This window comes from Staphylococcus simiae, assembly GCF_002902085.1.
In the GTDB taxonomy this organism is placed as follows: Bacteria; Bacillota; Bacilli; order Staphylococcales; family Staphylococcaceae; genus Staphylococcus; species Staphylococcus simiae.
On the sequence record NZ_PPQR01000013.1, the window covers coordinates 19,252 to 42,552 of the forward strand.

General features: G+C 32.1%; 18 protein-coding genes and 1 other RNA gene. 2 read left to right on the top strand and 17 right to left on the bottom strand.

From position 1 onward, the window contains the following. Positions 1-57: 57 nt before the first annotated feature. On the bottom strand, positions 58-1,176 hold the full coding sequence (mnmA, locus tag CD113_RS01950; protein ID WP_002462073.1) for a tRNA 2-thiouridine(34) synthase MnmA: 1,119 nt from the start codon (positions 1,174-1,176) through the stop codon (positions 58-60). Beyond that, entirely contained in the window at positions 1,177-2,319 is a 1,143-nt protein-coding gene (locus CD113_RS01955; protein ID WP_002462072.1) for a cysteine desulfurase family protein, read from the bottom strand. Between the two features lie 275 nt (positions 2,320-2,594). On the opposite strand from CD113_RS01955, the gene CD113_RS01960 reads away from it, so the two are divergent. After that, a complete protein-coding gene (locus tag CD113_RS01960; protein ID WP_002462071.1) occupies positions 2,595-3,605 on the top strand; it encodes an LLM class flavin-dependent oxidoreductase in 1,011 nt (336 codons plus the stop codon). A 205-nt stretch (positions 3,606-3,810) separates the two neighbouring features. On the opposite strand, the gene CD113_RS01965 is transcribed toward CD113_RS01960, so the two are convergent. Beyond that, on the bottom strand, positions 3,811-3,960 hold the full coding sequence (locus tag CD113_RS01965; RefSeq protein WP_002462069.1) for an SAS049 family protein: 150 nt from the start codon (positions 3,958-3,960) through the stop codon (positions 3,811-3,813). 136 nt (positions 3,961-4,096) lie between these two features. Next, positions 4,097-4,519 (bottom strand): cysteine metabolism transcriptional regulator CymR, encoded by a 423-nt coding sequence (cymR, locus tag CD113_RS01970; RefSeq protein ID WP_002462068.1) that lies wholly within the window; start codon positions 4,517-4,519, stop codon positions 4,097-4,099. Between the two features lie 85 nt (positions 4,520-4,604). Between cymR and CD113_RS01975 the strand changes: the two genes are divergently transcribed. Next, a complete protein-coding gene (locus tag CD113_RS01975) occupies positions 4,605-5,879 on the top strand; it encodes a replication-associated recombination protein A (RefSeq protein WP_002462067.1) in 1,275 nt (424 codons plus the stop codon). Positions 5,880-6,101: 222 nt separating this feature from the next. Here CD113_RS01975 and CD113_RS01980 read toward each other — a convergent pair whose 3' ends face one another. The 13 genes from CD113_RS01980 to queA form a co-directional block, all read right to left on the bottom strand. Further along, positions 6,102-6,875 carry a tRNA threonylcarbamoyladenosine dehydratase gene (locus CD113_RS01980; protein ID WP_002462066.1) on the bottom strand — a complete coding sequence of 258 codons (774 nt, stop codon included), beginning with the start codon at positions 6,873-6,875 and terminating at the stop codon, positions 6,102-6,104. Between the two features lie 350 nt (positions 6,876-7,225). Then, positions 7,226-7,415: non-coding RNA, 6S RNA (gene ssrS / locus CD113_RS01985), on the bottom strand. Positions 7,416-7,498: 83 nt separating this feature from the next. Then, positions 7,499-9,265, bottom strand: coding sequence for an aspartate--tRNA ligase (aspS, locus tag CD113_RS01990; protein ID WP_002462065.1), 1,767 nt, complete (start codon positions 9,263-9,265; stop codon positions 7,499-7,501). A 15-nt stretch (positions 9,266-9,280) separates the two neighbouring features. Next, positions 9,281-10,543: a histidine--tRNA ligase gene (gene hisS / locus CD113_RS01995; protein ID WP_002462064.1), complete on the bottom strand. Its 1,263-nt coding sequence runs from the start codon at positions 10,541-10,543 to the stop codon at positions 9,281-9,283. A gap of 436 nt (positions 10,544-10,979) precedes the next feature. Then, entirely contained in the window at positions 10,980-11,855 is an 876-nt protein-coding gene (locus tag CD113_RS02000) for an N-acetylmuramoyl-L-alanine amidase (RefSeq protein WP_002462062.1), read from the bottom strand. Further along, a complete protein-coding gene (gene dtd, locus CD113_RS02005) occupies positions 11,852-12,304 on the bottom strand; it encodes a D-aminoacyl-tRNA deacylase (protein ID WP_002462060.1) in 453 nt (150 codons plus the stop codon). Before dtd ends, CD113_RS02000 begins: the two co-directional genes overlap by 4 nt. Before the next feature lie 12 nt (positions 12,305-12,316). Beyond that, the gene (locus CD113_RS02010) at positions 12,317-14,506 is read right to left on the bottom strand and encodes a RelA/SpoT family protein (RefSeq protein WP_002462058.1); all 2,190 of its coding nucleotides are present in this window, start codon (positions 14,504-14,506) and stop codon (positions 12,317-12,319) included. Positions 14,507-14,894: 388 nt separating this feature from the next. After that, positions 14,895-15,413, bottom strand: coding sequence for an adenine phosphoribosyltransferase (locus CD113_RS02015; protein ID WP_002462056.1), 519 nt, complete (start codon positions 15,411-15,413; stop codon positions 14,895-14,897). Positions 15,414-15,435: 22 nt separating this feature from the next. Further along, a complete protein-coding gene (gene recJ / locus CD113_RS02020; protein WP_002462055.1) occupies positions 15,436-17,709 on the bottom strand; it encodes a single-stranded-DNA-specific exonuclease RecJ in 2,274 nt (757 codons plus the stop codon). 576 nt (positions 17,710-18,285) lie between these two features. Next, positions 18,286-20,565, bottom strand: coding sequence for a protein translocase subunit SecDF (gene secDF, locus CD113_RS02030; protein ID WP_002462956.1), 2,280 nt, complete (start codon positions 20,563-20,565; stop codon positions 18,286-18,288). Positions 20,566-20,836: 271 nt separating this feature from the next. After that, positions 20,837-21,097, bottom strand: coding sequence for a preprotein translocase subunit YajC (gene yajC / locus CD113_RS02035; protein ID WP_002462958.1), 261 nt, complete (start codon positions 21,095-21,097; stop codon positions 20,837-20,839). A 17-nt stretch (positions 21,098-21,114) separates the two neighbouring features. Continuing rightward, positions 21,115-22,254, bottom strand: a complete 1,140-nt coding sequence (gene tgt / locus CD113_RS02040; protein ID WP_002462960.1) for a tRNA guanosine(34) transglycosylase Tgt — start codon at positions 22,252-22,254, stop codon at positions 21,115-21,117. A 21-nt stretch (positions 22,255-22,275) separates the two neighbouring features. Further along, on the bottom strand, positions 22,276-23,301 hold the full coding sequence (gene queA / locus CD113_RS02045; RefSeq protein ID WP_002462962.1) for a tRNA preQ1(34) S-adenosylmethionine ribosyltransferase-isomerase QueA: 1,026 nt from the start codon (positions 23,299-23,301) through the stop codon (positions 22,276-22,278).

Below are 23,301 nucleotides of genomic sequence, written 5' to 3' on the forward strand. Positions count from 1 at the left end.
TATATACTTGCAAGCGATGGTCATAATTCTTCTAAGTATAAAATTGCTAACCATGTGCTAAACTACGTAGCTTAACTGCCCACTTGTTTTATAGACATCATCAATAGTTGCCCCACCAAGGCATACTTCATCTTGATAAAAGACCACAGCTTGACCTGGTGTAATTGCTCTAACAGGTTCATCAAATGTTACTCGGATAGTGTGATCATCTTCTTGTTGTACAAATACTTTAGTATCTTTTTGACGGTATCTAAATTTGGCTGTGCATGTGAAACCTTGTTGTAAATCTACATCATCCGGATTTATAAATGAATAATCAGATGCGATTAAATAATCACTATATAATGCATCATGATGGAAACCTTGTTCTACATATAATACATTTTGTTGTAAATTTTTACCAACTACAAACCAAGGGTCACCATCACCGCCAATACCTAACCCATGACGTTGTCCGATAGTATAATACATTAAACCACTATGTTGCCCCATTTTCTTACCATCAAGTGTCACCATTTCTCCAGATTGGGCCGGTAAATATTGAGATAAAAATGTTTTGAAGTTCTTTTCACCAATAAAACAAATTCCTGTTGAATCCTTTTTCTTAGCAGTTGCCAAACCTTGTTCCTCAGCGATTTTACGAACTTCACTTTTCTCAATATTACCAATTGGGAACATCACTTTAGAAAGTTGTTGTTGAGACAATTGATTTAAGAAGTATGTTTGATCTTTATTATTATCAACGCCTCGTAACATTTCTACATGTCCATCATCATGACGACGAATTCGAGCATAATGCCCTGTAGCAACATAATCAGCACCTAAATTCATCGCATGTTCCAAAAAGGCTTTAAATTTGATTTCTTTATTACACATGACATCTGGATTTGGTGTGCGTCCTTTTTTATATTCATCTAAGAAATACGTAAATACTTTGTCCCAGTATTCTTTTTCAAAATTGACAGCATAATATGGTATACCAATTTGATTACAAACTTCAATAACGTCATTATAATCTTCAGTTGCAGTACAAACACCATTTTCATCTGTATCATCCCAGTTTTTCATAAAAATGCCGATAACATCATAGCCTTGTTCTTTTAACAAATGTGCTGTGACAGAACTATCAACACCACCTGACATACCAACAACGACGCGTATATCTTTGTTTGACACTTATGATTCCTCCTTAAATTTAAAATATATTTTATGAATTTCTGCTACTATATTATTTATGTCATCTTCTGTTGTCAGTTCATTAAAACTAAATCTAATTGAATGATGAGCACGTTCTTCGTCTTCATACATTGCAGCTAAGACATGTGAAGGTTGCGTAGAACCAGCAGTACATGCAGAACCAGACGATACATATATATGAGCTAAATCAAGTAACGTTAACATTGTTTCTACTTCTATAAATGGAAAATATAAATTGACAATATGGCCAGTTGACGATGTCATCGATCCATTCAATTCGAAAGGAATGGCCCTTTCTTGTAACTTAACTAAGAATTGTTCTTTTAAATTCATTAAATGCAAGTTATTGTTATCTCTATTTTCATCTGCTAATTCTAATGCCTTAGCCATTCCAACAATTTGAGGTAAATTTTCAGTACCTGCACGACGTTTGAATTCTTGTTCACCACCCAGTTGCATAAAATCAATTGGTAAATGGTCTTTAATTAATAAAGCGCCAACGCCTTTTGGTCCGCCGAATTTATGCGCCGTAATACTCATAGCATCTATGTTAAAGTCTTCAAATTTTATATCTAAATGTCCTATAGCTTGTACTGCATCAACATGGAAAAATGCATGCGTATCAGCAATAATATCTTCTATATCATATATTTGTTGTACTGTACCAACTTCATTATTAACAAACATAATTGAAACCAGAATCGTTTGATCGTTAATCGTTTCTGCAAGTTGGTCTAAATCAATAGCTCCAGTATCATCGACATCAAGATAAGTGACATCATAACCTTCTTTTTCAAGTTGTTCGAAGACATGTAAAACGGAATGATGTTCAATTTTTGAAGTGATGATATGATTACCGAGTTGTTCATTTGCTTTCACAATACCTTTTATAGCAGTATTATTAGATTCTGTTGCACCACTTGTAAAAATAATTTCGTTTGGTTTTGCACCTAAAATTTGTGCTATTTGACGTCTTGATTGATCTAAATATTTTCGTGCATCTCTACCAATAGTATGAATAGATGATGGGTTGCCATAATGTGTTTGATACATCTTAGTCATAACATCAATAACTTCAGGTTTTACTGGTGTGGTCGCAGCATAATCTGCATAAATTTCCATGTTAGGACACTCCTCACAATTTTATCAATGTTCCAATAATAGCACCTTACATGCTATTTTTCTACTGTTCTGTTTTAAATGTTTAATTTCAAAGATATATTAATAGTAACATTTCATACTCACTTTTTACGATAGTCATAACAAAATCGTGTTAACTTTTATGTTGTAACTTGTTTAAACTTTAAAAAGTTATAACTATGAGCAGTTTTATATTTAAAAGTCCATTCAATTGCTATACTGCAAATACTATAAAAATGAAAGGATGCTGACATAATATGTCTATTAAGTATTCAGCTTTAAATTTAGTTCCAATTCGTGAAGGTGAAGATGAAAGTATAGCAATCAAAGATATGGTGACATTAGCGCAACATTTAGATGATTTAAATTATGAGCGTTATTGGATTGCTGAACACCATAATGCACCATTTTTAGTAAGTTCAGCTACTGCATTATTAATTCAACATACGCTTGAACATACACAACGTATTAAAGTAGGATCAGGTGGTATCATGCTACCTAATCACGCCCCACTTATTGTTGCAGAACAATTTGGTACTATGGCAACTATGTTTCCTAACCGAGTTGATTTAGGCTTAGGTCGTGCACCAGGCACTGATATGATGACTGCGAGTGCCTTACGTAGAGACCAACATGATGGGGTCTATAAATTTCCAGAAGAAGTCGCTTCATTACAACAATATTTTGGACCGGCTAGTCAACAAGCCTATGTACGTGCTTATCCTGCAGTAAATAAACAAGTTCCATTATATATTCTTGGCTCATCAACTGACTCAGCTCATTTAGCAGCAAGAATGGGATTACCTTATGTCTTTGCTGGACATTTTGCACCTCAACAAATGAAAGAAGCAATTGCTATTTATAAAGAACTATTTGAACCCTCAGATGTGCTATCCCAACCCTATGTCATGGTTTGTTTAAATACAATCGTTGCTGAAACTGACGATGAAGCACAATTTCTTGCAACAACAATGGCGCAAGTTATGGTTAGTATTACTAGAGGACGTATGCAACCTGTTCAACCACCGACAAATAATTTACAGAGTTTACTATCTCCTAGGGAATACGCTATGGCAAATGCAAGATTACAAACGTCACTTGTAGGTTCTGAATCATCAGTCAAACAACAAATCAAAGATTTCATGTCTGAATATGGTCAAGTTGATGAATTTATGGCTATTAGTTATATTTATGATAAAGAACAACAAGTTGAATCATATCGTCGATTTGCTAACGTGATTGATGAATTGAATAAAGAACATGTATAACTTATTTAAAAATCATCTTTGATAGTAAAAGTGAATTAAACTTTATACTTCAACTAAACTAGACACTGAGTATTAAAATTTTTTGCTCTATAAAAAATCGGACTGATAGAAAATTTTAAGTTATTTTCTATCAGTCCGATTTTTGAATTTTGAATATGAAAAAAAGCATCCGCAACTAAAAATAACTTACGGATGCTTTTGAGTTTTATTTGTCATCTTTTTTATCTTCTTTGTGGTCGTTTTCTTTGTTACCACCAGTGTACTCATTAATTTTTTCTTTCACTTGTTCAACTTGTTTGTTATCACTATTTTTAAATTTTTCAGCGGCGTCTTTTGCTTTATCCATGAAACTCATAATAATACTCTCCTTAACAAATGTTTGATTACATCAAAGTATAAAATTATGTTATCAATTTTAAAACCTTATTTGATGTATATTAGTGTATACCACAAACAAGGTCAACTAAACATAAGACATATTTTTTAAGTTATTATATATAAAACATGTAACCATCTAAATTTTCATTTGTTTCATTGTAATCTGCTAAATATTTTAAGGTTGTATTATCTAACACATCTCTGACTGCATCTCTCATACGTAGCCATAATTGTTTTTGCGCAGGTGGTTCTGATTCGATGCTTTCTACAAAGGTTATTGGTCCTTCTAACAGTCTGATAATATCGCCTGCTGATATTTCTTCAGCTGGCACTCTTAGTTGATAACCACCTTTTGCACCACGAACACTTCGAATTAAACCTGCATTTCTTAATGGACCAACTAATTGCTCTAAGTATAAATCACTTAAATTGTTTTCCTCAGCAATTGTTTTTAATGATATACAGCCTTGCCCTTCTTTTTTAGCAAGAGAAATCATTAACGTTAGTCCATATCTCCCTTTTGTTGATATTTTCATTGTATAACCTCACTTAATTCGAATATTAGTTACTCCCATTTTATCATTTTTTAAGTTAAGATAGTATTAGAAAGGTGTGACAAATGTGAGTACTGAACCATTAGCGTCAAGAATGAGACCCAAAAACATAGATGAAATCATTTCGCAACAACATTTAGTTGGTGAAAAAGGTATCATAAGAAGGATGGTTAAGACTAATAAATTATCTTCAATGATTTTTTATGGACCGCCTGGTATAGGTAAGACTAGTATTGCTAAAGCAATTTCTGGCAGTACTCAGTATAAGTTCAGACAACTTAATGCTGTTACTAATACTAAGAAAGATATGCAACTTGTCGTTGAAGAAGCAAAAATGTCTGGACAAGTCATTTTGTTATTAGATGAAATTCATCGTTTGGATAAAGCTAAACAAGACTTTCTATTACCTCACCTAGAAAATGGCAAAATTGTCTTAATTGGAGCAACTACTTCAAATCCTTATCACGCTATTAATCCTGCTATACGTTCAAGAGCACAAATCTTTGAACTTTTTCCATTAGAAAGTTCAGATATTTATACCGCATTAGAACGTGCCATAAACGATAATGAACGTGGCTTAGCATCATACCAGCCTGTCATAAATGATGATGCCATGACTTACTTTTCAACCCAAAGTCAAGGCGATGTTCGTAGTGCACTTAATGCGCTTGAATTAGCTGTATTAAGTGCAGAAGTAAGTGAAGATGGTTACCGTCACATTACATTACAAGATGCTAAAGATTGCTTACAAAAAGGTGCATTTATTAGTGATAAAGATGGTGATATGCACTACGATGTCATGAGTGCTTTTCAAAAATCAATTCGTGGCAGTGATGTCAACGCTGCATTACATTATTTAGCTCGACTTATTGAAGCTGGCGATTTACCAACAATTGTTAGACGTTTACTAGTTATCAGTTTCGAAGATATTGGTTTAGCTTCACCTAATGCTGGACAACGAACATTAGCTGCAATTGAATCAGCTGAACGTCTAGGTTTGCCAGAAGCACGTATTCCTTTAAGTCAAGCTGTTATAGAATTATGCCTATCTCCAAAATCTAATTCAGCTATCACAGCTATCGATAGTGCATTATCTGATATTAGACAAGGTCATGTAGGACAAATTCCTGATCATTTAAGAGATGGTCATTATCAAGGTGCCAAAGAATTAGGACGTGCAATAGGTTATAAATATCCTCATAATTATGATAATGGCCATGTCGTACAACAATATCTACCAGATAAACTAAAAAACAGACAATACTATGAACCTAAAACAACTTCTAAAAGTGAATTACAATTCAAAGAAATTTATGACAATTTACGTCAAAAACGTAAATAACAACTTACTCTTATGAAAACACCAAAATTATGAAAACACCAAAAATTATGAAAACACCAAAATTATGAAAACACCAAAATTATGAAAACACCAAAATTATGAAAACACCAAAATTATGAAAACACCAAAATTATGAAAACACCAAAAAACCTTCGTTATATAAATACGTATAACGAAGGTTGATTTTTTAAGTCACTATCTTGTTATTCAGTTTATCAGTTGTTATTGCCCTCTATCTTTAATGCGAGTTACAGGAATGTCTTTTAAAACATCATTAATAACATAGCTAGCACAAATCAATCCTACTACACTTGGAACAAACGCATTTGAAGAGGGTGGAATTTGACCTTTACGATTTATTGCATTTTTATCACCAACGACTTCTTTAACATCTTCTCTAATTACTATTGGACTTTCATCAGAAAAAACAACAGGGATTCCTTTTCGAATACCAGCTTTTTTCAATTTTTGACGAATAATTTTTGCCATTGGATCTGTGTGTGTCTTTGAAATATCAGCTATTTCAAATTTAGTTGGGTCTGTTTTATTAGCTGCACCCATACTTGAAATCATTTTAATGCCTCTATCCAAACATTCTTTCATTAAGTGTACTTTGTACATAATGGTATCACTAGCATCAATAACATAATCAATATCATAGTTATTAAAGATGTCTTCGTATGTATCTTCAGTATAAAACATATGTAAAGATGTCACTTTACAATCTGGATTAATCAATTTAATACGTTCTTCCATTAATGTTACTTTACTTTGACCAATTGTTGAAGTTAACGCATGTAACTGTCTATTAACATTTGTAATATCAACATCATCTTTATCAATTAAAATAATGTGACCAATATTAGTACGAGCTAATGCTTCAGCTGCAAATGATCCAACCCCACCAACACCTAATACAACGACTGTTTGTTGTTTTAATAAATCTAATCCTTGTTGACCTATAGCAAGTTCATTTCTTGAAAATTGATGTTTCATAGTTATATCTCCTTATTGCAGTTCTTATATCGTCAGTCCATAACAACTGCATATACAATAGTTGAATTCACAACAAATTGTATTCCTTATTTCACTTATTCTTCTTTTGCAATTAGTAGACTGCCAGTTTTAATAATCTTATTTCGTCTGAAATCATTTTATAACAAACATAATATATTATATTTTAACATTGATTCATAATAAATAATCAATGATTATTTTATACGCATATGTGAGTGGAACAAAATATTTTTTTATTTTAAATTATTCATTTTTTATTTATCAGTCCTAAAAAATAGAGAGCCATAAAAATGTGCATAAAAATACGCAAGACAATGTCTTGCGCATTGATAGAGTCCGAGTTGCCGTAGTTATAGTAGCTTGATCATTCGGCCTGCTATATACAGGTGGGTGCCCTGTTTCTCGTTTTGTACGTCCTTGTAATAAGGCGTGTACGCTGCAAGAAAACCTATTGGGCTCCCTGATCAAAGAGTGTTAGGCCCAAATTAAAAAGCAAACATACGCACAACTCAGATGACTATCTTATGATGCTATAATAGCATAAATATTTTAGTATTGAAATTTTAAAGAACTATAATTTAAAAACTTTTAACAATTAGTGATTAACGACGAATTCTCAATGATAATTCTTCTAATTGTTTTTCTGATACTTCGCCTGGTGCATTTGTTAACAGACATGTAGCAGAAGCTGTTTTAGGGAATGCAATTGTATCTCTTAAATTTGTTCTGTTTGTTAATAACATGACTAATCGGTCTAAGCCTAATGCTATACCGCCGTGTGGTGGTGCGCCGTATTTGAATGCATCAAGTAAGAAACCGAATTGTTCTTGTGCTTGTTCTTTTGTAAATCCAAGAACTTCGAACATTTTTTGTTGTAATTCGCCATCGTGTATACGAATTGATCCACCGCCAAGTTCATAACCATTTAATACAATGTCATATGCATTGGCTTGAGCTTGTTCTGGTGCACTATCTAATTTAGCGATATCTTCTTGTTTAGGAGATGTGAATGGATGATGCGCTGCTACATAGCGTTTGCTATCTTCATCATATTCTAATAATGGCCAATCTGTTACCCACAAGAAGTTTAATTTCGTTTCATCAATTAAACCTAATTCTTTAGCTAATTTAACACGTAAGGCACCTAAACTTTGTGCAACAACACTTGGCTTATCAGCAACGAACATCACTAAGTCACCTGCTTGTGCACCTGTTAATGACTTAAGTGTTTCAACATTAATATCTTCAAAGAATCGTGCAATTGGACCAGTTAAACCATCTTCAACAACTTTAACCCATGCCAATCCTTTAGCACCATAAATATTCACAAATTCAGTTAAAGTATCCATATCTTTTCTTGTATATTGTTCAGCAGCACCTTTAGCTACAATCGCTTTAATTTCGCCACCGTTATTTACTGTATCTTTAAAGACTTTAAAGTCCATTTCATGACCTAATTGACCAACATTTATTAATTCCATATCAAAACGTGTATCTGGTTTATCTGAACCGAAACGATTCATTGCTTCCTCATATGTCATTCTTGGGAATTGGTCTTGTAAGTCTACTCCCTTAACTTCTTTGACAACTTTTTTCAACATTTCTTCACCCATAGCCATGACATCTTCTTGGTCTACAAAGCTCATTTCAATATCGACTTGGGTAAATTCAGGTTGTCTATCAGCTCGTAAATCTTCATCTCTAAAACATTTTACGATTTGATAATATTTATCGAAGCCGCTTATCATTAATAACTGTTTAAATAATTGTGGCGATTGAGGTAAGGCGTAAAATTCACCTTCATGAACACGTGAAGGAACTAAATAGTCACGTGCACCTTCAGGTGTTGATTTCGTTAACACTGGTGTTTCAATATCAAAGAAACCATCATTATCTAAGTATTGACGAATTGATTTTGTGATTTGATGTCTCATTTTGAATGTTTGAGCTAATTCTTGACGACGTAAGTCTAAATATCTATATTTTAAACGAATATTTTCATCAACATTGACATTATCTTCGTTAATTGCAAATGGAGGTGTCTCTGATTTATTAATAATTTTAATATTAGAAACTTGAACTTCTACTTGTCCAGTTTTGATTTTAGGATTAACTGTTTCAGGATCACGTTTCGTTACAACCCCTTGTACTTCTACAACATATTCTGAACGCACAGTTTCAGCAATTTTTAAAGCTTCTTCTGAAAAGTCAGGATTAAAAACGATTTGAACAATCCCTTCTCTATCTCTTAAATCAATAAAGATTAAGCCTCCTAAATCACGACGATTGTGTACCCAACCTTTTAAAGTAATTTCTTGATTTAATAATTCTTCAGTAACTAAACCACAATAAGTTGTTCTTTTAGCCATTTTTAAACTCCCTTTCTATTTCCTAAAATATGCTGCAAGTTGATCTAACTGAATTGTTTCAGAATCACCTGTTTGCATATTTTTTACATTAATTTGATTATTTTCTAATTCTTGTTCACCAATGACGACAGTGTATTTTGCACCTAAGCGATCAGCTTGTTTCATTTGTCCTTTAATTTTACGTTGTAAATAATCTTTATCGACTTTAACACCTGCGTGACGAAGTTGATTGAGTAATTTAACAGCATAACGCTCAGCCTCATCACCCATTGTTACAACAAACAAATCTAATTCTTCATCAACATCTAAATCGATACCTTCTTCATCTAGTGCAAGTAATAAGCGTTCTATACTTAAGGCAAAACCAATACCTGTTTCACTTGGTCCATCTAATAGTTCTAATAATCCATTATAACGACCACCACCACATAAAGTTGTAATTGCACCATCATAATTTGGGTTATCCATCATTAATTCAAATGCAGTATGTGTGTAATAATCTAATCCTCGCACAAGATTTGGATCTTCAATATATGGTATTGCTAACTCATCTAGATACGATTTGACTTGCTCATAATATTGCTTAGAGTGTTCATTTAAATATTCAGTGATACGTGGCGCTGTTTTCACAGCCTCTTTATCACGATCTACTTTACAGTCTAAAATTCGCATAGGATTCGTATGCAAGCGTGCTTGACAATCTGAACAAAAATCATCAATGACTGGTTCAAAATGTTTTACTAATGCTTCATTGTATTCTTTACGTGAATCCATATCACCAACACTATTGATTACTAATTTCAGATGTTTCAAGCCGAATGATTGATATATATGCATAACCATAGCTAATACTTCAGCATCTACACTTGGATTTTCCGCACCAATAGCTTCAACACCAAATTGATTAAATTGACGATAACGTCCTTTTTGCTTACGTTCATATCTAAACATAGGACCATTATAATAAAGTTTAATCGGTTGATTTGGATTACCTTGCATTTTGTGTTCTATATATGAACGCACTACAGCAGCAGTACCTTCAGGTCTGAGCGTAATACTTCGATCACCTTTATCTTTAAATGTATACATTTCTTTTTGAACTACATCAGTCGAGTCTCCAACACCGCGTGCAAATAATTCAGTACTTTCAAAAATGGGTGTTCTAATTTCTTTATAATTATATAGCGTCATTAATTCATCTAACTTATTTTCAATATAACGCCATTTTTTAGATTCTTCTGGCAAGATATCTTGTGTCCCTCTTGGAATCTTAATCATAAGCAAACAACTCCTTTATCAAATTTTTAGTAAACGCGTTTATCACATACATTATGTTATTCATTTCTTATAGTTAAAAAATAAAAAAGCCCCTGCACAGCTAGTAACCTAACTGCACAAGGGACGAAATTCCGTGTTGCCACCCTAATTGATTATTGTTTCATTACTCGATTTAGTACTAGAATAATATCAACATTAATCCACTCAAAACGTTTAACGTACGTTCCCCGGTTTCACTGTTAAAATGAAACACCTCTTCTTGTGTTCAAATGATTAACATACTCAGTATAATCTTTCAGCCTAGGATTATATTTCTACATGATTATCATGAATTGAATCATCATTACCTATTTCAGTTAACATTTCAAGAATCATAGCGGTTTTTAATATAAAATTCACTATTCATCATAACGATTTTAAACTTAAGATGCAAGTATTAAGCTGAAAAATATTGTTTAAGTCCATCAATAACTGCTTTTTCAACTATTTGTCTATGTAATTGATCTTTTATCATATTTTCATCTGTTGGGTTACTAATGTAACCTAGCTCTAGTAATACTGCTGGAATATTAGTTTGTCTTAAAACTTGATAGTTTTGTTGTCTCGCACCTCGGTTAGAGAGTAAAGCCTTTTTTTGAATTGCTGAGTTTAATGTATTAGCAAGTTGTTGCTGATTATCATGAAACCAGTAAACGGTTGCTCCATTCGCATTTGGTGACTCTAACGAGTCGTTATGTATACTAATATACACGTCGCCTTTAACATTTCGATCATCAAGTGACACATAAGTATCGTCCTTACGCGTCATTTTAACAGTAGCACCTTCATCCTCTAAAAAAGATTTAAGCTCTTTAGCTGTCTTTAGTGTATATTCTTTTTCTAAGCTCTTATATTTAGTAGTACTTGATGCCCCCTGGTCACTACCACCATGACCAGGATCAAGTACTACTGTTTTACCTTTTAGGGCATTTTTAGTTTTTGTGGCATCTTCAGTTATATCTAGATTTGTATGCCAACCTGCAATCCAACCTTTTTCATCATTAGACGTGTTGACAACTTCAATCCATTTTCCAGATTTACCTATTTTTTTAAAATGATCCCCTTTATCAACTTTATAAATAACTGGATAGGCAGCATTAGGACCAGTACGTAACTCTGCATTTTCTGTAACTGTGATGTTACCATTATTTTCATCATTGCTATTTAATAATAAAAATAAAAAAATGATAAATAATACAAATGCGATAACAATAATTAATGTCCTCTTATTTTTGAGACCATTGTTAGCTAACCATGTACTTATCTTTGTCATTGAATTTTGCCATCCTGACTTTCATAGATAATGGTAACAGGACCATCGTTGTTAATTTCTACATTCATATGTGTACCAAACTCACCTGTTTTAACTGGTATATCAAATGATTGTAAACAGTCATTAAAATATTCATATAATTCATTTGCCTCGGTAGGATTTTTTGAATTTGAAAATCCTGGTCGATTTCCTTTTTTAACATCAGCATATAAAGTAAATTGTGAAATAGATAAAATTTCACCTTCAATTTGTTGAATGTTGAAATTCAATTTATCTTCAGCATCTTCAAATAGTCTAGCATTAGCAATCTTTTTAGCTAATACTTCAGCATCTTGTTTGGTAGAATCTTGTCCTACACCTACAAGAAGACAATAACCTTTATTAATTTGATTATTTATTGTGTCATTTGTCACTGAAGCTGATCTAACTCTTTGGACAACTACTTTCACTATTTACACCTCCTAGTTCCAAACTCTTGAAACAGTATATACATCACCAAGTTGTTTTATTTTTTCAACAACACGATAGACATCATTAACGTTTTTAACCATCACACTAATATTTATAATTGCATTTTTATCAACATCAGAACGACCAGATACTTTAATTAAACTACCAGCAGTAGAATTAACAGCTTGTAATACTTCATTAAGTAAACCATTTCGATCGTATGCTGTTACTTCTAGATCAACTTGATATTTTTGAGTTTCATCTTTTGATTTTACCCATTCGACAGCAATTAAACGATCTGTTTCATTTTTTATGTTTGGACAATCAGTACGATGAACCTTGATGCCATGACCTTTAGTGATATATCCTACAATATCATCTCCAGGTATTGGATTACAACATTTTGACAGCTTAATTAAAACATTCTCAAGTCCTTCAACATAAACACCACTATCGGTAATAATATTATCTTTAATTGGAACTGATTTAGTAACTTCTTGTGCTTCGTTTAAAGCACGTTGTTTATCTAAAATACGCTGTCTTTCAGTTAATTTATTGACAATTTGTAATGCAGTGACACCACCAAAACCTACTGCAGCATATAAGTCTTCTTCATTTGCAAAATTATATTTTTCGTTCACAACTTGTATATTTTTTTCTGTTAAGACATCTTCAACTCGGAAACCTTGTTCTTTAATTTCAAATTCAACCATTGAGCGTCCTTTTTCGATGTTTGAAGAACGATCTTGCTTTTTGAAGAAACTTTTAATTTTTCCTTTAGCACTAGATGATTTTACAATTTTTAACCAATCTCTACTCGGTCCATATGAATGCTTACTGGTACGTATTTCAACTATATCACCCGTTTGTAACATATAATCAATCGGTACAATTTTACCATTAACTTTGGCACCAATCATTTTATTACCAACTTCACTGTGAATTGCATATGCAAAATCTATTGGTACTGCGCCATACGGTAATTCAATGACATCACTGGCTGGTGTAAATGCATACACTTTATCACTTTGTAAATCATATTTTAACGTTTCCATAAATTCTTGTGCATCAGAAGATGTATGATCCGCTTCAGCTAATTCTTTTAACCAATTTAATTTGTTTTGATAGCTTTGATCTTTTTCATTAACTGTTTTACCTTCTTTGTAAGCCCAATGTGCTGCGACACCATGCTCAGCTATTTCATGCATATCAAAGGTACGAATTTGTATTTCCAATGGATCCCCATTAGGTCCTACGACTGTTGTATGCAGTGATTGATACATATTTTGTTTTGGCATGGCAATATAATCTTTAAATCGACCTGGCATCGGTTTCCATAAAGTATGCACTAAACCTAAAACGGCATAACAATCATTAATAGAATTAACAATGACTCTAATTGCTAATAAATCAAAAATTTGATCAAATTGTTTTTTTTGTTTCATCATTTTGCGATAAATACTATAAATATGCTTTGGTCGACCATTAATTTCTCCCGCAATTTGCATACGTTCCATTTCAGTACTTATCTTATCTATGGCCTTTTCAATATATTCTTCACGTTCGCTACGTTTCTTTTTCATTAAATTAACAATTCTAAAATACTGAACATTATCAATGTATCTTAAAGCAGTATCTTCCAATTCCCATTTAATTGTATTGATACCTAGACGGTGTGCTAAAGGTGCATAAATTTCTAAAGTTTCTCTTGAAATTCTAATTTGCTTATCTCTTGGCATTGCCTTTAATGTACGCATATTATGTAGTCTATCTGCTAATTTCACTAAAATAACACGTACATCTTTAGCTATAGCAATAAATAATTTACGGTGGTTTTCAGCTTGTTGTTCTTCTTTTGAACGATATTTAACTTTTTTAAGTTTTGTTACACCATCAACAATTCGTGCTACCTCTTCATTAAACATTTCTTTAACGTCTTCAAATGTGTATGGTGTATCTTCTATGACATCATGTAAAAATCCTGCCACAATAGTAGGACCATCTAGGCGCATTTCAGTTAAAATACCTGCTACTTGTATAGGATGCATAATATATGGCAATCCGTTTTTACGAAATTGGCCTTTATGTGCTTCATAAGCAATATGATAACTTTTTAACACATATTCATATTCGTGTGCTGACAAATATGATTTAGCTTTATGAAGTACCTCGTCTGCGCTATAAGGATATTCGTTATTCAAAATATGACACCCCATTCATCTTTATTACTTTGCCCTTAATAAACTATAACGATTATAAACGTTCATTTAATTGATTAGTTTGTTATTTCTTGAATTGATTATTTCTTATTTCTTGATTTGAACCATTCTAATTTTACATTTTTAGATTTATAAAAATTAAAGTAAGATAGTCACTTAAATTTTTTAATATTAGTTTTATGATACTACAAGTTAATAAATAAATAAATGGGCTAATTACGCATTAAAGCTCAATTTCTTAACACTTTATTAATAATATAAAAAAGATTCTATATTAAATTGTTTTCAAATAATATGGATAATACAGAAATCATCATATATCAACAATTAATTATAGAATCTTCATCTTTCTTAAAGTCTTTAGCAAAGACTATTCATCATAAGTAATCAAACTCATTACATCATAATCTTTTATTTTTTCAATACCATTTAAATATTTTAATTCAATTATAAATGCAATACCAACAACAATGCCGCCAAGTTTTTCAACTAGCTTGATTGCTGCTTCAATGGTACCACCAGTTGCTAATAAATCATCAGTAATTAACACACGTTGCCCTGGTTTAATAGCGTCTTTATGCATTGTTAAAACATTAGTACCATACTCCAAATTGTATTCATAACGTATTACTTCACGAGGTAATTTTCCCTCTTTTCTAACAGGTGCAAAGCCGATGCCCATTGAATAGGCAACTGGACAACCAATAATAAAGCCACGGGCTTCAGGACCAACAACAAGATCTACATTTCTATCTTTGGCATATTTAACTATTTGATCTGTTGCATAACCGTATGCTTTACCATTATCCATAATTGTAGTAATATCTTTGAAGCTTACTCCGGGTTGTGGCCAATCTGGCACTTCTGATACATATTGTTTTAAATCCATTAACTTCTTCCTCCTAAATTGCTCAAGACAATTGTGACTTAATCCATTCCTTAATTTGTGTAAATTCGTCATATAAAAGACGTTGTTCAACTTCCATCCTATGCTGTCTTAACTGATAAATTCTACTTGATTCAATAGACCTTTTATCTGGTTGGTTATTTATCTTAATTATACCATTTTCTTCTACGATAAAGTTTAAATCTAAAAATACTTTCAACATAAATTTTAAAATATTAGGTTTAACATTTAAATATTGACATAAATGCATACCATGTTGTTGTAAATCTAATTGTTGTTTTGTGATTAATGCTTTATAGCACTTTTTAAACGTATCCATATGAGGCATGCCTTCAAAATAAATTGAATTACTATGTTGCAACACTAAATATAATTGTGAAAAATTCATATGATTTAAAGTTATTGCTAAATCTTCCATTTTTTCCGGTAGATCTTTTAAAACAACTTTATCAAAATGACCCTCAACTATTTCACCATAAAAATATTCATTACTATTAGTCTTGTCACTTTTCGGATGAATCAACACAATCATATTAGCTTCATGATCTGTATAAGGTACTTGTTTACGTTTACTACGATAATCAAGAATTTGTTGTTGATTCATGGCAATGTCTTCAATAATAAGTTGTGGTGTTTGATTGCCATTCCAGTCATTAATTTGTATATTAGCGAGTACATTAATAGGCTGTTGATCTTGTAATTCAGAAGCTAAATGACCATGTTGCCAATATAAAGCAGTTATCTTATTGTCACCTAAAGCTAATTTCAAATGTTTGTTATCTTGACCGATAGCTTTAACTGAACCAACTGTTAAGTCATTCAGTTCAAATAAAGGCTTATTAAAATCTGTACCAAAAGGTCGCAATTTATTAATATCTTTAATATTTTTGATTGTTATATCTTGTTCATTCAACATAACATCTACCTTTTTCACAGGATCTAAAGATGTCGTTTGCTGTAACGTTGTCATCCATTGATTTAGACCAGTAGATAGCTCGTCAATGTTATCTATGTTCATTGTCATACCTGCTGCCATATGATGGCCTCCAAATTTGGCAATTAAATCGTGATGTGCATTTAAAATTTCAAACATAGATACCTGTGCTATCGATCTTGCTGAACCCTTGGCATGATTTTGTTCTCGATCAATATTTAAAATTAATGTCGGTAACGCATAAGTTTCTACTATTTTAGAAGCTACAATCCCTAAGACACCTTCATGCCAATTTTCTTTAGCTAATAATAAAAATAAGTTTCCATCATTAACTTGCGTTTCAGCCATAGCCATAGCTTCTTCAGTAATAGCTGCTACTATATCTTTACGTTCTCTATTAAAATGCTCAACTTGTTCAGCTAAAAATACTGCTTCTTCTTCATCCTCGGTCATTAATAGTTCACAGGCAAGCGATGCATCCTCTAAACGTCCTACTGCATTTAATCTCGGTCCGATAATAAATCCTATCGTTTCTTCATTAATTTCATCATTATAGCCAGCTTCATTTAATAACGCTTTGATGGCAACAGGACAGTCATCATTTAATTGAGCTAAACCTTGTTTTACTAATGAACGATTCTCGTCCGTTAAAGATACTAAATCAGCTATGGTACCTATCGCTACTAAAGCTTTAAAATAATGAGGTACATCACCTAAAAGTGCTTGCGCTAATTTGTATGCGACACCTGCACCACAAAGTTGTTGAAAAGGATATTCAAAATTAGGATGCATTGGATGAACAATAGCATAAGCTAACGGTAAAGTGTTTCCTATTTCATGGTGATCTGTAACTATAACATCTACACCTAACTTTTGAACCATGTCAATTTCATTATGTCCTTGTATACCATTATCTACAGTAATAATTAATGAAATACCTTCATCATGAGCATTTTTAAAGGCTAATTCATTCGGACCATAACCTTCAGAAAATCGATTAGGAATATACCAACCAACTTGTGCTCCAAGACGTTGTAATGTCGTAACTAATATTGTAGTAGAAGTTACACCATCTGCATCATAATCTCCATATACAAGTATCTTTTCTTTATTGTCAATAGCAGTATTGATCCGTTCAACTGCTTTAGACATGTCGCTTAATTTAAATGGATCATAATCAATAACACCATCATTGATAATAGCATCAATTTGATTTTCTTCAACAAGTGACTTACTTTCTAAAATTTTCTTAACTATAGGCGTTAATTTAAATTTAGCCATGACTTGACCTGAGATATATTCAGTTGGTTGTTGTAAATGCCATTTATATTTCGATTTAATCATTGTGTTACGCCTCTTTTCCAAAAGCATTATACCTAATTTTGAAATAGTTTTAAACATTAAGTTGCAATTCAAGACCTCTATTATAACAAATCAAATTAAAATTTGTCATAAATAGCGCTAATATCATAAGTAGAATTTGAAAAACATCGAATCATTTATCTGCTCACTTTAGAGCTTGGCACAAAAATATTTCACACTTAAATTCAAGAATTTGTCAGTAACTATCTGGTTTGTAAAATACTGATATGTCACGTTTTACAAACCTAGTCAGTCTTGCCGAAGTGGAAGGGACCCAACACAAAAAAACTGGTTAGTCAGTTTTTTCAGACAATGCAAGTTGGGCAAGGGACCCGTCATCAAAAATCCATGTATGGATTTTACATTAATGTGCAAAACGGGCATCTACGACATAAATTTCATATAAAATTCATATCTGTCCCACTCCCATATCATTACATAATTCAAATAATAATAAATCTGAATTCATAGCCAACGCATTACTTCATTTCAATAAATATACAAAAAATCCCAAGATTACTTTAGTTAAAATAATCTCGGGATCTATAAGATAGCGTCTTAAACTAATATTTTTTCATCATTTGAACGTTTTTCTTTATGCACTACTAATTTATGATTTGGTGTTTTTCTCAATTGACGTTTTTTCATAATACCCCAAAGAGGTACAGCAATAAATACTGAAGAGAACACACCTGAAATCAATCCAATGAATAATGCTAATGTAAAGTTAAAGATAGTTGGTGCACCAAATAATAGTATTGCAATAACTACAACTAAGACAGTTAACACTGTATTGATTGAACGTGTCATCGTTTGTCTGATTGATCTATTTACAATATCATCAATTTGTTCTGTAGAAGTGATTACTTTAATTTTTTGTAAATTTTCACGTACACGGTCAAACGTTACAATCGTATCATTAATAGAATAACCTACAATAGTTAATACGGCCGCAATGAAAGTTAAATCAACTTCTATTCTAAATAAACTGAAGATAGCAACTATGATGAATACATCATGTAGTAATGCTAACACTGATGATAAGCCCATGCGCCATTCAAATCTTAATGATACGTAAATAATAATACCAATAGCTGCATATAGTAAAGCAAGCATAGCATTTTTAGCTAACTCTTGCCCTATAATTGGAGATACCGTATTGATTTGTGGCGTATCACCAAATTCAGATTTAATCGCATCATTCAATTTATTATCTTGAGCACGTGATAAGTTTTGTTTGAATTGAATTGTTGCAGCTTTATTACCTTTGCCGTTAATTTGAATTTGATCAGCTTTTAAGTCAGTATCTTTAACAACTTGTTCAATTTTATTTTGAGTCAATGCATCTTTAGATTCGAAATCTACTCTTGTACCACTTGAGAAGTCTATTCCTAAATTAAGTTTAAAAATGTATAAGATTACTGCACCGACTATTACAATAAGGATACTTAAACCAATTAATGGTTTAGCCAACTTAACAAAGTTCCATTTTTCAAATGAAGTTTTTAAATCGTGTACTTCAACACCTTCATTAATATCATGTCTGTCTTTCTTTTTAACACCGAATAACCAGTAACTTTTCTTAAAGACATTTGATGATACTAGTAAAGATAATAAGAATCTTGATAAGAATACAGCTGTTACAAATATCATTAAAATACCTAATAACAACATTGTAGAGAAACCTTTTACTGAACTTTCACCAAAGAAGAATAGCACAGCCGCTGCGATAACAGTTGTTAAGTTTGAGTCAAAGATTGTTAAGAAAGAACTTTTATTAGCTTTTGAAAATGCCTGTTTAATTGTTCGACCAATTCTAAGTTCATCTTTAATTCTTTCGTACATAATGATGTTGGCATCTACTGCCATACCTACACCAAGTACCAGTCCTGCAATACCCGGTAAAGTAAGAACACCAGAAATGAAATTAAATGCTACTAGTGTTAAATAAATATATGTTGTTAAAGCTATGATGGCTACTAAACCAGGTAGACGATAGAAACCTAACATAAATAGATAGATAAGTGCGACACCAATAAATGAAGCAAAGATAGTTTTATCTAAAGCATCTTGTCCAAATTGAGCGCCTACAGAGTTTGAATAAATTTCTTTTAAATCTACAGGTAATGACCCCGCATTTAACAACTCAGAAATTTGCTTAGCTTTTTTAACACCTTCTTGGCCTTTAAAACCACCAGATATCTCTACACTATCTGAATTGATTGGTTGATCAACACTAGCTGCTGATATAAATTTCGGATTTTTCTTTTGTGCTTCTTTTTTATAACTGTCGCCTTTTTCAAAATCTAGCCAAACTACCATGACATTGTCACGTTTTTTAGAGATTTCTTCTGTTACTTTTTTGAATTTATTTTTATCTTTCACTTTAAAAGTAACTGTCGGTTGATTCGTCTCTTGCTTAAACTCTTGTTTTGCAGAACCTTGTTTAATATCAGAACCATTTAATTTTACATGATCATCAGCATCTCTAATGGTTAAATTAGCTTGTGATGATAAAATTTTACGTGCTTCTTTCTGATCAGTTACCCCTGCAAGTTGAACACGAATTCTATTTGGTTCCTCAACTTGAATTTTTGGTTCAGAGACACCTAATACATTGACACGGTTTTCTAAGGTTTGCGCTGTTGATTGTAGCGCTTTTTTATTTATCTTATCGCCATTATGTAATGGATCAACTTGATAAAGTACCTCAAATCCACCTTGTAAATCTAATCCTAGATTAACATTCTTAATTACATTTTTATAAGTGACTGCCATTCCACCGAAAAGCAAGACAACTAATAGTAAGAATGCTATGATTCTACTTACTTTTTTCACATGAACACCTCATTATTTACGTATGTATATAGAATACTTTATCTGCAATTTGTTACGCAAGTTAATTCTTTTTAACAATATTTGTCAACTTATATATAGTAACATACTCAAACAATTAGTGAAATTAGTCACTACGATATTTAACTTAAATTTAATAGTTATCGTTATTTATAATTTTTTAAGTTTATCATGTGTTTGTTTGTATAAACTATTGCAAATTAAAAAGGATGAAACAGTCAGCGTTTCATCCTTTTTATAAGTTGATCGTGTATTATGAAGGATCTACTTGTTTAATAGCAGGCTTTTCAAATGTCATTTCTGTACCATGACCATTAACTGTAATAACTACAGTTGTTTCATCCACTGCTTTAACAGTTCCTTTAATACCACCGATAGTTGTTATTCTTTGTCCTGCTTCCACACGACTAATCATTTCACGATGCTCTTTAGCACGTTTTTGTTGTGGTCTGATTAAAAAGAACCACATTAATACAATTAATAAAATTGGAATAATTAATGAAGTAAATTGCATTTTTATAACTCCTCTATTTAAAAGTTTTTGGGATTTTCAACATTCAAACCATACTGTTCGAAAAATTCTTCTTTAAAATCTAGAAGACGATCTTCGCGAATGGCTTGTCTAACATCTTCCATTAATTTTAGCAGAAAATGTAAATTATGGATAGTAGTAAGGCGTATACCAAATGTTTCTTCTGCTTTAATTAAGTGACGAATGTACGCTCTAGAGTAATTTTGACAAGTATAACAATCACAATTTTCATCTAAAGGTCTTAAATCATCAGCAAATTTCGCATTTTTAATGACTAAGCGACCATTAGAAGTCATACAAGTACCATTACGTGCAATTCTTGTAGGAAGAACACAGTCAAACATATCCATTCCTCGAATACTACACTCAATTAGCGCATCTGGAGAACCTACACCCATTAAATATCTTGGTTTATCTTTAGGCATAAATTGCTCAGTATGTTCAACCATTTTATACATTACTGGTTTAGGTTCACCAACAGATAGACCACCAATTGCATATCCCGGAAAATCTAGTTCTACTAAATCTTTAGCACTTTGTTCTCTTAAATCTTCATATTCGCCACCTTGAATGATACCAAATAATGCTTGATCTTCTGGTCTTTGATGTGCTTTCAAACATCTTTCAGCCCATCTTGTTGTTCTTTCAATAGATTTTTTTACATAGTCATATTCTGCTGGCATTGGCGGACATTCATCAAAGGCCATCATAATATCTGAACCTAAATCATTTTGAATTTGCATTGATTTCTCAGGACTTAAAAATAGTTTAGAACCGTTCGTATGATGTCTAAACTCTACCCCTTCTTCAGTAATTTTACGTAAATTACTTAAACTAAATACTTGGAAGCCACCAGAGTCAGTTAAGATAGGTCCATCCCAATTCATAAATTTATGTAATCCACCTGCATGTTTAATAATATCATTACCAGGTTGCAACCATAAATGATACGTATTACCTAAAATAATTTTAGCATTAATTTGTCTTAATTCTTCTGGACTTAATGTTTTAACTGTTGCTTTTGTTCCTACTGGCATAAACATTGGGGTTTCGAATGAACCATGTGGTGTATGTACAATACCTAATCTTGCACCAGACTGCTTACAAGTTTTAATATGTTCATATGTTACTGCAGGCATGTTTAATTCCTCACATTCTTTTTATATTATTAACATTGCATCGCCAAAACTAAAAAATCTATATTGCTGTTCAACAGCACTACGATAGGCATTTAAAACATGTTGACGACTACTAAACGCTGATACTAGCATAACTAGCGTTGATTTTGGTAAGTGAAAATTAGTAATTTGACCATCGATAGCTTTAAATTGGAAGCCTGGATATATAAATATATCTGTCCAACCGCTTGTTGCAACAAACTGATCATGATCACGACGAATGGTTTCTAATGTTCTTGTAGATGTTGTACCAACTGAAATAATACGATGATGATTAGCTTTTGTCTCATTTAATAGATCAGCTGTAGCTTGCGACATTTGATAATATTCACTATGCATTTCATGATCATCAATATTATTAACACTTACAGGTCTAAATGTACCTAAACCAACATGTAAAGTAATAAAAGCAATATTAACACCTTTTTCTCTTATTTGAGTTAACAATTCATCAGTAAAATGCAAGCCAGCTGTAGGTGCAGCAGCTGAGCCACTTTCTTTTGCATAGACTGTTTGATATCTATCTGGATCATCTAAGCGTTCTTTAATATAAGGTGGTAAAGGCATTTCACCTAGTTCATCTAAGCGTTCTTGTAAAATACCATCATAATAGAGACGCATGATACGACCACCTTGGTCTAATTCTTTAATACATTCTGCAATAATTTTTCCTTCTCCAAAAGTTAATTTATTGCCAACTTTAATGCGTTTAGCAGGTTTCAATAATACTTCCCAATCATTACCTTCAATTTGCGTTAACATTAGCATTTCAACTTTGGCGCCAGTCTCTTCTTTTAAACCGAATAGTCTTGCAGGCATAACTCTAGTATCATTTAATACCAATGTATCTCCTGGATTAAAATAATCAATAACATCTTTAAAATGTGAATGAGTCAATTCACCTGAATGTCTATCCATTACTAGTAAACGACTATGATCTCGATCTTTAAGTGGTGTTTGCGCAATTAAAGATTCTGGCAAATCATAATCAAATTCTTCAATATTCAC

What these genes read in the sequence shown, in the direction of transcription:
- CD113_RS01955 (WP_002462072.1), bottom strand. Translation starts at nt 2,319, where the DNA reads ATGGAAATTTATGCAGATTATGCTGCGACCACACCAGTAAAACCTGAA.
- CD113_RS01960 (WP_002462071.1), top strand. Translation starts at nt 2,595, where the DNA reads ATGTCTATTAAGTATTCAGCTTTAAATTTAGTTCCAATTCGTGAAGGT.
- CD113_RS01965 (WP_002462069.1), bottom strand. Translation starts at nt 3,960, where the DNA reads ATGAGTTTCATGGATAAAGCAAAAGACGCCGCTGAAAAATTTAAAAAT.
- cymR (WP_002462068.1), bottom strand. Translation starts at nt 4,519, where the DNA reads ATGAAAATATCAACAAAAGGGAGATATGGACTAACGTTAATGATTTCT.
- CD113_RS01980 (WP_002462066.1), bottom strand. Translation starts at nt 6,875, where the DNA reads ATGAAACATCAATTTTCAAGAAATGAACTTGCTATAGGTCAACAAGGA.
- aspS (WP_002462065.1), bottom strand. Translation starts at nt 9,265, where the DNA reads ATGGCTAAAAGAACAACTTATTGTGGTTTAGTTACTGAAGAATTATTA.
- hisS (WP_002462064.1), bottom strand. Translation starts at nt 10,543, where the DNA reads ATGATTAAGATTCCAAGAGGGACACAAGATATCTTGCCAGAAGAATCT.
- CD113_RS02000 (WP_002462062.1), bottom strand. Translation starts at nt 11,855, where the DNA reads ATGACAAAGATAAGTACATGGTTAGCTAACAATGGTCTCAAAAATAAG.
- CD113_RS02015 (WP_002462056.1), bottom strand. Translation starts at nt 15,413, where the DNA reads ATGGATTTAAAACAATATGTATCAGAAGTGCCAGATTGGCCACAACCC.
- recJ (WP_002462055.1), bottom strand. Translation starts at nt 17,709, where the DNA reads ATGATTAAATCGAAATATAAATGGCATTTACAACAACCAACTGAATAT.
- yajC (WP_002462958.1), bottom strand. Translation starts at nt 21,097, where the DNA reads ATGCAATTTACTTCATTAATTATTCCAATTTTATTAATTGTATTAATG.
- tgt (WP_002462960.1), bottom strand. Translation starts at nt 22,254, where the DNA reads ATGCCTGCAGTAACATATGAACATATTAAAACTTGTAAGCAGTCTGGT.